Raw genomic sequence first — 12,041 nt, 5'->3', positions numbered from 1 at the left:
TTTGCTCGTAATATCTATGGATAATACGCATATTCCGCTGGAAGTGGTATCCGGCAAGGCTAAAAACAGAGAACGACGTGATGGATATCGTATTTATTGAAGAACTTACCGTAATCACCACCATTGGCGTTTATGACTGGGAGCAGACCATCCGCCAGAAGCTGGTTTTCGATATCGAAATGGGGTGGGACAATCGCCAGGCGGCCGCCAGTGATGATGTAAATGACTGTTTGAGCTATGCCGATATCTGCGACGCCGTTGTCCAACACGTTGAAGGCGGGCGCTTTGCTTTGGTGGAGCGCGTCGCTGAGGAAATTTCCGAAATATTACTTCAACGCTTTAATTCCCCCTGGGTACGTATTAAGGTCAGCAAGCCGGGGGCGGTGGCGCACGCTCGCAGTGTGGGTGTGATCATCGAACGGGGCACCCGCCCGGCGTGATTGCCTGTCATGAATGTGCAACCAACGGCAATTATTCTGCTTTGAATAGCGAGTTGTTTAGCGGCAATGTATTGAATACTGCCGCTTTTTTATTATTAGTCGTTATTATGGCTGTGTTGGCCGCCGGCCGTAGCGCCTTTGTGGCCGGAATGTGTGCCGTTTCACGCGCGCAAGGGCGGCTTCCGCCGGTTTTTCCCGTGACGGGAAAGTAATGCCGCCTTCTTCGGGGGGCGGATTTTATGTTTCTAGCTGTAAATTTATGGGGTAGGCGCACACATGGCGGACATGCATTCACTGTTTGTGGCATTTGTTCTTGGGGTGGTTGAAGGGTTAACGGAGTTTTTGCCGGTATCGTCTACCGGGCATATGATCATCGTCGGTGAATGGCTTGGCTTTACCGGCGACAAAGCGAAAACCTTTGAAGTGATTATCCAGCTGGGTTCGATCCTGGCGGTCGTGGTGATGTTCTGGCGCCGTTTATTCGGCCTGGTCGGCATTCATTTCGGCGGCAAGCCGGTGGCGCATGAAGGGCACACGGCGGGGCGTTTGAAACTGGGGCATATTCTGCTGGCGATGATCCCGGCGGTAGTCTTGGGGCTGGTGTTCCACTCGGTGATTAAATCGCTGTTTGAACCGCGCAACGTGATGTATGCGCTGGTGGTGGGGGGCTTCCTGCTGCTGGCCGCGGAATGGCTGAAGCCTAAAAAGCCGCGCGCCGTTGGGCTGGATGACATCACTTACCGCCAGGCGTTCATGATCGGCTGTTTCCAGTGTTTGGCGCTGTGGCCTGGCTTCTCGCGCTCTGGCGCCACCATTTCCGGTGGGATGCTGGTGGGCGTTAGCCGTTATGCGGCCTCTGAGTTCTCGTTCATCCTGGCGGTGCCGATGATGATTGGCGCCAGCGCGTTGGATGTGTACAAGAGCCTGGGCTTCCTTTCGCTGGCCGACGTGCCGATGTTTGCCGTTGGGTTTATCACCGCCTTCGTGGTGGCGCTGATCGCCATCAAGACCTTCCTGAAATTGATCAAGCGTATTTCGTTTGTACCGTTTGCGATTTACCGCTTTATTGTGGCGGCTGCGGTCTACATGGTGTTTATGTAAGGCCAAACGGCAACGCAAGGTGCGTTGGCGATAAAAAAAGCCAGTCAGGTTAACTGACTGGCTTTTTTGCATTCAGGCCATTGGTGCTGTACCGCTGTCAGGCCTGCTGGGCTTTCCAGGCGGCCAACGCCTGCTGGCGCCGGCGCTTAAGCTCATCGCGGATCGCCAGCCCTTGCAGGCCGCTGGCCACCACCTCTTTCACTGAAACCGCATTGGCAACCTGAAAGGCCGCGCGCAGATAATCACCCTGCGGGTATGGGTTCTCTTCAAAACCGGTGCGGCCGCGGGCATCCGCCTCGCTGGTCAGGATCATCTGTTCCAGCCGGTGCGGCTTGCGCCATACATCAATCGCATCAAACAGTTTTAACAGGGTTTCCGGCCGCAGCTTATCCACGGTGTGGATCAGATCGTGGTATTCCGCCACCAGCATCGCCAGATCGCGAATCGGGTTTGGCACGCGCAGCCGCTGGCACAGCGCCTCCACCAGTTTCACCCCGGCCGGGCCGTGGCCATGGTGGTGCGGCCAAAACTGCTTCGGCGTCAGCCCTTTGCCTACGTCATGGCACAGGGCGGAAAAACGCACGTCCACTTCCGGGCTGAGGCGGCTGGCCATTGCCAGCGTCATCAGCGTGTGGATGCCGGTGTCGATTTCGGGGTGCCATTTTTCCGGCGCCGGCACGCCAAACAGCGCGTCGATCTCGGGGAACAGCACCTTTAGGGCGCCGCAGGCGCGCAATACCTGGAAGTAAACCTGCGGGCTTTGGCTCTGCAACGCTTTTTCCGTTTCCTTCCACACACGCTCGGCGGGCAGTGCGGAAAGTTCGCCACCATCGGCCATGCTGCGCATCAGCGCCGCCGTTTCCGGAGCCAGGGTAAAGCCCAGATGGGCAAAGCGTGCGGCAAAGCGGGCCACGCGCAGAACGCGCAGCGGATCTTCGCTAAAGGCATCGGAAACGTGCCGCAACACCCGTGCGTTGAGATCCTGCACGCCGCCGTAAGGATCGATCAGTTCGCCTTCCGGCGCCTGGGCGATGGCGTTGATGGTCAGATCGCGCCGCTGCAGATCTTCTTCCAGCGTGACGTCTGGCGCTGCGTAGCAGGTGAAGCCGGTATAACCCTGGCCGGATTTACGCTCGGTGCGCGCCAGTGCGTATTCTTCATGAGTTTGCGGATTGAGGAATACCGGGAAGTCTTTACCCACCTGTTGGTAGCCCAGCGCCAGCAGTTGCGCGGGCGTGGCGCCGACGACAACCCAGTCGCGGTCTACCACCGGTAGCTTAAGCAGGCTGTCGCGGACTGCGCCGCCGACCAGATAAATCTGCACTGTTGCACTCCTGAAATTATCGCCGCTATGCACCACAGCTTACCCGAATTCTCCGCACGGATAAAAACATCGCAGCGCCGGCCGTGGGTGACGGCCTGGCGCTCAGATCGCAAAAGCGGGATGGGGGGCTGGCCCGAACAAGGGGGCGTGAATCGTGCTCCCGGCCAGCACAGGCCGGTCAGTTCATCCAGCGGTTGTTGTTTTTACGACGCGGGATCAGGTGTGGCAACAACAGCCCCAGCAGCAGGCCGACGCCTGCAACGCCGCCGCCGTACATAAACCATTGCAGGATAATGGTACGCTGTTTGTCATCAAGCTGCAGGTTAACCGCATTCACCTTTTTCTGCGCTACCACCAGTTGGTTTTTCAGATCCTGATTTTCCTGCTTCAGGCCGCTGATGGTGCTATCGCTGGCGGCGACTTTTTCCTGCATCTCCGCTGTGCGCTGGTTCCAACTGTTATCAATGTTCGTCAGCTTGTCGGTCAGGGTTTTTACCTGTTGCTCCAGTTCAGGCACGCGGGTGCGCAGGCTTGGCGTTTCGCTAAGCTGATCCAACGGGATCCAGATATTGCGGCCCTTGGCATCGCGGATCTGGCCGTAATGGGTTTCATTATTTACGCTTAACAGTGTGACTTCGTCGCCAGCGTTCAGCGTCCCGACAATGCGGTACTGATTGCCCGGGCCGCTATGGACGTAAGTGTTCAATTCATCAGAGATATAGCGCTTCTCTTCGGCGTGTGCACCCCAAGTGATGCTGAAGCTCAGCACAGCGAGGCAAATTAGGCGTAATTTCTGCATTAGTTCATCGTTTCTGTGTGAATTTATGGAACGATAGTAGAGACTTCAGTGTGACGACGCAACGCTAAAACCGGAATGAGAACTGTCTTACTGTAGCGGATTCTGTGCGTTACGCCGCGTTTTACAGCGTAACAGGTTTTTTCTACAGTTTGCAGGCTTAAGCGCCGACGAATCGCGCTACTATAGTGCCAACGGTGCCTTTTCAGGCAGCATTCGGCCAGGGCAAAGTTCTGGCTGCAAATTTGTAACTTATTGGTGTAAAAGACATATGACCGTTGAAATAGAACTGAAATTTATTGCCTCCGCGCAGGCTGCCGCCGGGTTGTCCGCACAGTTGGCCGCCTGGCCCCACCAGCATACCGCGCCGCAAAAACTCACCAATATTTACTACGAGACGGCCGATAACTTCCTGCGCCGCCACGATATCGGGCTGCGTATCCGCGGCTGCAACCAACAGTATGAGATGACCATCAAAACCGCTGGCCGCGTGGTGGGCGGGGTGCATCAGCGCCCGGAATACAATGTGGCGATCGCCAGCCCTGAACTGACGCTGGCTGAATTTCCGGCCGATATCTGGCCGCAGGGGTGCGATATCAGCGCATTGCAGCAGGCGCTGCAGCCGCTGTTCCGCACGGATTTCGTGCGTGAAACCTGGCGGGTCGCGCTGGGGGAAAGCGAGATCGAAATCGGCCTGGATCAGGGCGAAGTGCGTGCCGGCGAACTGGTGGAGCCGATAGGCGAGATTGAACTGGAGCTGAAGCAGGGCAATACCGCGGATCTACTGGCGTTGGCGCAGCAGTTGGCACAGCATGGCGGCCTGCGCCAGGGCAGCCTGAGCAAGGCGGCGCGCGGTTACCACCTGGCGCAGGGCAATGCGCCTTTCGCACTGCGCCCGCTCAAGGTGCTGAGGCCGGCGGCGAAATCCAGCGTGGAACAGGGGATGATCGCAGCATTGGAGCTGGCGCTCAGCCACTGGCAGTATCACGAGGAGCTGTGGCTGCGTGGCAACGCCGCGGCGCGCCCGGCCGTGCTTGAAGCGATGGTGCTGGTGCGCCAGGCGCTAGTGATTTTCGGCGGCCTGGTGCCGCGCAAGGCCAGCGCCGATCTGCGTGCCCGCCTGGCGGCGCTGGAACCCCAACTGGAAGACCACAACGCCGAACCGCAGAGCCTGTGTTACAGCGCGGAGTATCTGCAATGTAAGTTGGCGCTCACATCTTGGTTGCTGACCGGCGCCTGGCGGCCGTTTATCGACGCAAAAGCGCAGGCAAAACTGGATGGCTCCTTCAAGCGTTTTAGCGATGTGATGCTGGGGCGCTGCGCTGCTGAGTTGAAAGAGGCGTTCAATCACCCGCTAACCGACGAAGGCTATCAGGGGCAATTGCCGCGCCTGACGCGCCAGGTGGCCGCCCTTATGCTGCTTTCCGGCGCCTATGCCGACGCTGACAGCGGCGCTTATATTGGCGCTTGGCGTGAGTTGCTGCGGGCGGTAGCGGAACGGCGCCAGGGGAGCTATGAAAGCAGCCGTAAATTGGCCCTCTCCCAGGCGCCGTTCTGGTTAAACGGCGCCGTTCGTTAATGATACCCAGCCCGCTATAGCGGGCCATCGCACGGATGATTGATTATGTCGCGACTCTCTGCAGCGTTACAGGCGCAGGCACAGCGTATTGTGCAGCGTTTTCAGGAAACCCACGGCGCCGATGTGCTGCTTAGCAGCCAGGAGCAGGCGGTGCTGGCTTCAAGCGATTTTGTTAGCGAGGCTTTGCTGGCGCATCCGCAATGGCTGGCGAAACTGCGCAGCCAGCCGCCGGTGGCCGATGAGTGGCGCCACTACGGCGCATGGCTGCAGGAAGAACTGGAAGCCGTGCAGGACGAAGCGGCGCTGATGCACGCGCTGCGCCTGTTCCGCCGCGAGATGCTGGTGCGTATCGCCTGGGCGCAGGCGTTGAATAGCGCCACCACCGAGCAAACGCTGCGTCAGCTCAGTGGGTTGGCTGAAACGCTGATTATCCGCGCCCGCGACTGGCTGTATCAAACTTGTTGCCGTGAGTGGGGCACGCCGTGCAATGCGGCGGGGGTTCCCCAGCCGCTGTTGATCCTTGGCATGGGCAAGCTGGGCGGTGAAGAGCTGAATTTTTCTTCCGATATCGATCTGATCTTTGCCTATCCGGAAAACGGGCAAACTCAGGGCGGGCGGCGCGAGCTGGATAACGCCCAGTTCTTTACCCGCCTCGGCCAGCGGTTAATTAAAGCATTGGATCAGCAAACCATTGATGGCTTTGTCTACCGGGTGGATATGCGGTTGCGCCCGTTTGGCGACAGCGGCCCGCTGGTGATGAGCTTTGCCGCGCTGGAAGATTATTACCAGGAACAGGGGCGCGACTGGGAACGCTACGCCATGGTGAAGGCGCGGCTGATGGGCGGGGCGGAGGATCCCTATAGCCAGGAACTGCGCAACACATTGCGGCCGTTTGTCTTCCGCCGCTATATCGATTTCAGCGTGATCCAGTCGCTGCGCAATATGAAGGGCATGATCGCGCGTGAAGTGCGGCGGCGCGGCCTGAAAGACAACATCAAGCTCGGCGCCGGCGGTATCCGCGAAATTGAATTTATCACTCAGGTGTTCCAATTGATCCGCGGCGGGCGCGAGCCCAGCCTGCAAGGGCGCGCATTGTTGCCGACGCTGCAGGCGATAGGTCAACTGGGGCTGCTTGGCCCGCAACCGGTGGCGGCGCTGAGCGCCAGCTACCTGTTCTTACGCCGGCTGGAGAACTTGCTGCAGGCGATTGGCGATCAGCAAACGCAAACCCTGCCGCAGGATGCGCTCGATCAGGCGCGCCTGGTCTGGGGCATGGGCCTGGCGGACTGGCCGGCGCTACTGGCCGCGCTGGATGCCCATATGCGCGCGGTGCGGGCGGTGTTTGACGACATGATCGGTGACGATACCCCCGATGTGGGCGAAGATAGCCATTGTCAGCGCTACTCTGGCCTGTGGCATGATGCGCTGGAAGAAAAAGACATGGCGCCGCTGTTGCCGCATCTGGGGGAAGAAGAGCAGCGTATGGTGCTGCGCATCATCACCGATTTCCGCCAGGACGTGGGCAAGCGCACTATCGGCCCGCGCGGGCGCGAGGTGTTGGATCAACTGATGCCGCGCCTGTTGGCCGAAGTCTGCCCGCGCAGCGACGCGCCCACGGCGCTGGCCCGCCTTGCTCAACTGCTGCTTAGCATTGTCACCCGCACCACTTACCTTGAGCTGCTGCTGGAGTACCCGGCGGCGCTTAGCCACCTGATTCGCCTGTGCGCCGCCTCGCCGATGCTGGCGAACCAACTTGCGCGCTACCCGATGCTGCTCGATGAGCTGCTTGATCCGGCGACGCTCTACCGGCCGGTTGAGCCCGGCGCCTACCGCAGCGAGTTGCACCAGTATCGGCTGCGGGTGCCGGCGGACGATGAGGAGCAGCAGGTGGAAGCGTTGCGCCAGTTCAAACAGGCGCAACAGCTGCGCATCGCCGCGGCGGATATTGCCGAAGTGCTGCCGGTAATGAAAGTGAGCGATCACTTAACCTATCTGGCCGAAGCGATCATTGATGCGGTGGTGCAGCAGGCCTGGCGCGATATGGTGGCGCGTTACGGCCAGCCGGCGCATTTGCATGAGCGCCAGGGGCACGGGTTTGCCGTGATCGGCTACGGCAAACTGGGCGGCTGGGAGTTGGGTTACAGTTCCGATCTCGATCTGGTGTTTTTGATCGACTGCCCGCCGGAAGTGATGACCGACGGCGCACGCTGCATTGACGGCCGCCAGTTCTACCTGCAGCTGGCGCAGCGGGTGATGCATTTGTTCAGCACCCGCACCGCCTCCGGTATTCTGTATGAAGTGGACGCCCGGCTGCGGCCTTCCGGGGCAGCCGGCATGCTGGTGAGCACCATCGAGGCCTTTACCGACTACCAGCAAAATGAGGCCTGGACGTGGGAGCATCAGGCACTGGTGCGGGCGCGCATTGTCTATGGCGATCCGGCGTTGCATCAGCGTTTTGATCAGATTCGGCGCGATATTTTGTGCAAGCCGCGCGCCGGCGCGGCATTGCAGCAGGAAGTGCGCGAAATGCGGGAAAAGATGCGCCACCATCTGGGCAATAAGCAGCGTGAGCTGTTTGATATCAAAACTGATGAAGGCGGTATCACCGATATCGAATTTATCGCGCAATATCTGGTCTTACGCTATGCCGGCGGCGAACCGCGGCTGGCGCGCTGGTCGGATAACGTGCGCATCTTCGAACTGATGGCCCATTACGGTATTATGCCGGACGAAGAAGCGCAGGCGTTGACCCACGCCTATGTGACGATGCGCGACGAAATTCACCGGCTGGCCTTGCAGGAGCACTCCGGCAAGGTGAGCAGCGAACAGTTTGTCGCCGAGCGCGATCGGGTGCGCCGCAGTTGGGAAAAATGGCTGGGCGCAGCGGGCGTATAGCACACCTTTTTGCCGGCATTATCGGTGTCTGTGGTAATATCGGCGCAACTAAATTTATGACCTGTTTGGAGTTATCGAATGAAAGTTACACTGCCTGATTTTCGCCGCGCCGGTGTGCTGGTGGTTGGTGACGTCATGTTGGATCGCTATTGGTATGGGCCGACCAGCCGCATTTCACCGGAAGCCCCGGTGCCGGTGGTGAAGGTGGATACCATCGAAGAGCGTCCCGGCGGTGCGGCTAACGTTGCGATGAACATTGCTTCTTTGGGCGCCGGCTCGCGCCTGGTGGGGCTGACCGGCATTGACGACGCCGCGCGTGCATTAAGCGCCCGGCTCAATGAAGTTAACGTGCGCTGTGACTTTGTTTCCGTGCCGACGCACCCGACCATTACCAAACTGCGCGTGCTGTCCCGCAACCAGCAGTTGATACGCCTGGATTTTGAAGAGGGTTTCGCCAATGTGGATGCCCAGCCGCTTCTGGAGCGCGTTCAGCAGGCGCTGCCGCAGATTGGCGCGCTGGTGCTGTCTGATTACGCCAAGGGCGCGCTGAGCAAGGTGCAGGACATCATCCAACTGGCACGTGCCGCCAAGGTGCCGGTGCTGATCGATCCCAAAGGCACGGATTTTGAACGTTATCGCGGCGCAACGCTGCTGACGCCGAATCTGTCCGAGTTTGAAGCCGTGGTCGGCCATTGCAAAGACGAACAGGAACTGGTGCAGCGGGGTATGAAGCTGGTGGCGGATTATGAGCTTTCCGCCCTGTTGGTGACCCGTTCCGAACACGGGATGACGCTGCTGCAGCCGGATCGCGAGCCGCTGCACCTGCCGACGCAGGCGCAGGAGGTATTCGACGTGACCGGCGCAGGCGACACGGTGATCGGCGTACTGGCCGCTGCGCTGGCCGCCGGCAATACGCTGGAAGAGTCTTGCTTCTTGTCTAACGCCGCCGCCGGCGTGGTGGTGGGCAAACTGGGGACTTCCACCGTTTCCCCGATCGAGCTGGAAAATGCCATCCGCGGCCGTGCCGAAACCGGGTTCGGCGTGATGAGCGAAGAACAGTTGAAAACTGCCGTGGCGCAGGCGCGCCAGCGTGGTGAAAAGATCGTGATGACCAACGGCATTTTTGACATCCTGCACGCCGGCCACGTTTCTTATCTGGCGAATGCCCGCAAGCTGGGCGATCGTCTGATTGTGGCGGTTAACAGTGATGCATCCACTAAACGTCTGAAAGGCGAAACCCGCCCGATCAATCCGTTGGAAAACCGTATGATCGTATTGGCCGCGCTGGAAGCCGTGGACTGGGTGGTGCCGTTTGAAGAGGACACGCCGCAACGGCTGATCGCCGGTATCCTGCCGGATCTGCTGGTGAAAGGCGGGGATTATAAACCGGAAGAGATCGCTGGCAGTGCCGAGGTGTGGGCCAACGGCGGTGATGTGAAAGTGCTAAACTTTGAAGATGGGTTATCAACAACCAACATCATCAAGGCCATCAAAAATGGGCGTGAGTAACCCTACGGTGTGAGTGCCGAGCGGCAATGTTAAGGGCGCGTCTGCGCCCTTAACATAAACTTATTCGTCTTCCGGCTTGGCCTGCGGGGCCGCATTCAATTTGCTTTCCAGCTCGTTCAGGCGCTGTTCCAGCAGAGCCAGTTTTTCCCGCGTGCGCAGCAGCACTTGGGTTTGCACATCAAACTCTTCGCGGTTGACCAGATCCAGGCGGGTAAACTGCGCCTGCAGTATCTGGCGGATTTTCTTTTCGACGTCTTCCCCGAATTCACGGACACCCTTCGGCATGGACTCATGAACCTGGCGCGCGATCTGTTCAATTTTTTTCGGGTCTATCATGGTATATCCCTTTCTGATATTGGGTGGCGATAGCATTAGTGTAATGCGAGTTGCCCAGCGGATAAACAACAAGGCACGCTTCGGCGCTGGATCTTGCACACAGTGTGGGGTGAGGCAGTGTATTTACGCTAAATGCATTAGTATCGCCATTTTTGCTAATTGCCCTGATTAATCATTAGCGCTATAGTCGTTAAGCTTATTCTCAGGGCGGGGTGAAAGTCCCCACCGGCGGTAAATCATCTTCTATGATGAAAGCCCGCGAGCGCTCATCCAGCCTTTGGGTTGGGTAGAGGTCAGCAGATCCGGTGTAATTCCGGGGCCGACGGTTATAGTCCGGATGGGAGAGGGTAACGACATCTGTCGGGCTTATGCTCGCTTGCGTTATTTTTTAGCTATCCAGCTACTCCTCAAGATCGCCCTGGTTCTGGTAATCCAATACAGTTAATTGAGGTTTTTTTACCATGAATCAGACGCTACTTTCAGATTTCGGTACGCCAACAGAACGCGTTGAACGCGCGCTGGACGCTTTGCGCAACGGGCGCGGCGTGATGGTGCTTGATGATGAAAATCGTGAAAACGAAGGTGATATGATCTTTGCCGCAGAAACCATGACCGTTGAGCAGATGGCGCTGACCATTCGCCACGGCAGCGGCATTGTTTGCCTGTGCATTACCGAAGAACGTCGCCAGCAGCTTGAACTGCCGATGATGGTGGTCAACAACTCCAGCCATTTCCAAACGGCGTTCACCGTAACCATTGAGGCCGCACAGGGCGTGACCACCGGGGTTTCCGCCGCGGATCGCCTGACGACCATCCGCGCGGCCATCGCCGACAACGCTACGCCGAGCGATCTTAACCGCCCTGGACACGTGTTCCCGCTGCGTGCGCAGCCGGGCGGGGTACTGAACCGCCGCGGCCATACGGAAGCCACGATCGATCTGGTTTCCATGGCCGGTTTTAAACCTGCCGGCGTGCTGTGCGAGTTGACCAACGATGATGGCAGCATGGCCCATGCGCCGGAAGTGATCGAATTTGCCAAACAGCACGATATGCTGGTGCTGACGATTGAAGATCTGGTGGCTTATCGCCAACTGCATGAGCAAAAGGCTAGCTGATATACGCCAACGCCCTCCATTGGAGGGCGTTGTTCATTAGGTTCTTCCGCATTGCGCCCACAGGCGCTTTTCCTTTCTTAGCCGATGCCGCCGCTTTGCAGCAACGTCAGGCTGAAGCCCATCACCGCCATACCGCACAGCACGCCATAGCTCGGGTTATTGTTGGGATCGATTTCTTTGGCCAGCGGCATCAGTTCATCCACCGATAGCGCCACCATAATGCCGGCGACCGCCGCCATGATCGCCGCCATCATCACCGGGGAAATCATCGGCCCAATCAGCAGGAACGCCAGCACGCCGCCAAGTATTTCCGCCATGCCTGAAATCCCCGACCACAGCAACGCTTTGGTTTTGGAACCGGTAGCCGCATACACCGGGCCAGCTACCGCCAACCCTTCCGGAATATTGTGAATGGCAACCGCTAACGCAATGCCCATGCCCAGCTCCAGATCGGCGCTGGCGGTAATAAAGGTGGCGATGCCCTCCGGGAAGTTATGCAGGCTAATGCCCAGCGTCAACAGCAGCGCCGTGCGTTTCAGGTTGTGCGGGGGAATCGGGGCATCCACCAGATCCTGCGGATGCTGGTGCGGCAGCATGCGATCCAGCGCAAAATAGCCCAACAGGCCGACCATAAACATGCCATAGCCCAATATCGGCGACATGCCTTGGGTGTGCAGCGCCGCTGGCAGCATTTCCATCAGTGAGATCAACAGCATAATCCCGGCGGCAAAGCCAAGCGCAAAGGCCAGCACTCGGTTAGACGGTTTTTGGCCAATAATGCCTAGCAGGGCGCCAACAAAGGTTGCGCCGCCAGCCAACAAGGTGAGGATCAGCGGTACAGACATTGTGGGCTCCTCGGTATCTCATCAATATTTCGCATTTTCTGATACTAACAGAGTAGTAGCATAAATCGAGTGGATCTGGCTGATTGTTCTCATCGTTATCA

General features: G+C 58.5%; 10 protein-coding genes and 1 riboswitch. Of the genes, 6 read left to right on the top strand and 4 right to left on the bottom strand.

Annotated elements, in window-relative coordinates:
* Positions 1-80: 80 nt before the first annotated feature.
* On the top strand, positions 81-440 hold the full coding sequence (gene folB / locus AC559G_RS04895; protein ID WP_438599796.1) for a bifunctional dihydroneopterin aldolase/7,8-dihydroneopterin epimerase: 360 nt from the start codon (positions 81-83) through the stop codon (positions 438-440).
* Between the two features lie 276 nt (positions 441-716).
* On the top strand, positions 717-1,541 hold the full coding sequence (gene bacA, locus AC559G_RS04890) for an undecaprenyl-diphosphate phosphatase (RefSeq protein WP_438599790.1): 825 nt from the start codon (positions 717-719) through the stop codon (positions 1,539-1,541).
* A gap of 97 nt (positions 1,542-1,638) precedes the next feature.
* On the opposite strand, the gene AC559G_RS04885 is transcribed toward bacA, so the two are convergent.
* A complete protein-coding gene (locus tag AC559G_RS04885; protein ID WP_498911716.1) occupies positions 1,639-2,865 on the bottom strand; it encodes a multifunctional CCA addition/repair protein in 1,227 nt (408 codons plus the stop codon).
* Positions 2,866-3,043: 178 nt separating this feature from the next.
* A complete protein-coding gene (locus AC559G_RS04880) occupies positions 3,044-3,664 on the bottom strand; it encodes a TIGR04211 family SH3 domain-containing protein (RefSeq protein WP_121555440.1) in 621 nt (206 codons plus the stop codon).
* A 268-nt stretch (positions 3,665-3,932) separates the two neighbouring features.
* On the opposite strand from AC559G_RS04880, the gene AC559G_RS04875 reads away from it, so the two are divergent.
* The 3 genes from AC559G_RS04875 to hldE all read left to right on the top strand — a co-directional run bounded on the left by AC559G_RS04875 (position 3,933) and on the right by hldE (position 9,644).
* Positions 3,933-5,240 carry a CYTH domain-containing protein gene (locus tag AC559G_RS04875; protein ID WP_498911715.1) on the top strand — a complete coding sequence of 436 codons (1,308 nt, stop codon included), beginning with the start codon at positions 3,933-3,935 and terminating at the stop codon, positions 5,238-5,240.
* 45 nt (positions 5,241-5,285) lie between these two features.
* A complete protein-coding gene (glnE, locus tag AC559G_RS04870) occupies positions 5,286-8,135 on the top strand; it encodes a bifunctional [glutamate--ammonia ligase]-adenylyl-L-tyrosine phosphorylase/[glutamate--ammonia-ligase] adenylyltransferase (protein ID WP_498911714.1) in 2,850 nt (949 codons plus the stop codon).
* A 78-nt stretch (positions 8,136-8,213) separates the two neighbouring features.
* Complete coding sequence (hldE, locus tag AC559G_RS04865; protein WP_498911713.1) at positions 8,214-9,644, top strand: bifunctional heptose 7-phosphate kinase/heptose 1-phosphate adenyltransferase; 1,431 nt, start codon at positions 8,214-8,216, stop codon at positions 9,642-9,644.
* Positions 9,645-9,704: 60 nt separating this feature from the next.
* Here hldE and ubiK read toward each other — a convergent pair whose 3' ends face one another.
* On the bottom strand, positions 9,705-9,980 hold the full coding sequence (gene ubiK / locus AC559G_RS04860; protein WP_498911712.1) for an accessory factor UbiK family protein: 276 nt from the start codon (positions 9,978-9,980) through the stop codon (positions 9,705-9,707).
* Between the two features lie 194 nt (positions 9,981-10,174).
* A riboswitch (FMN riboswitch) is annotated at positions 10,175-10,333 on the top strand.
* Between the two features lie 108 nt (positions 10,334-10,441).
* Between ubiK and ribB the strand changes: the two genes are divergently transcribed.
* Positions 10,442-11,095: a 3,4-dihydroxy-2-butanone-4-phosphate synthase gene (gene ribB, locus AC559G_RS04855; RefSeq protein ID WP_498911710.1), complete on the top strand. Its 654-nt coding sequence runs from the start codon at positions 10,442-10,444 to the stop codon at positions 11,093-11,095.
* A gap of 77 nt (positions 11,096-11,172) precedes the next feature.
* On the opposite strand, the gene zupT is transcribed toward ribB, so the two are convergent.
* A complete protein-coding gene (zupT, locus tag AC559G_RS04850) occupies positions 11,173-11,940 on the bottom strand; it encodes a zinc transporter ZupT (RefSeq protein WP_438599783.1) in 768 nt (255 codons plus the stop codon).
* Positions 11,941-12,041 lie beyond the last annotated feature (101 nt).

Source organism: Gibbsiella greigii, from assembly GCF_039540155.1.
In the GTDB taxonomy this organism is placed as follows: domain Bacteria; phylum Pseudomonadota; class Gammaproteobacteria; order Enterobacterales; family Enterobacteriaceae; genus Gibbsiella; species Gibbsiella quercinecans.
This window is presented reverse-complemented; position numbering and strand designations above follow the sequence as displayed.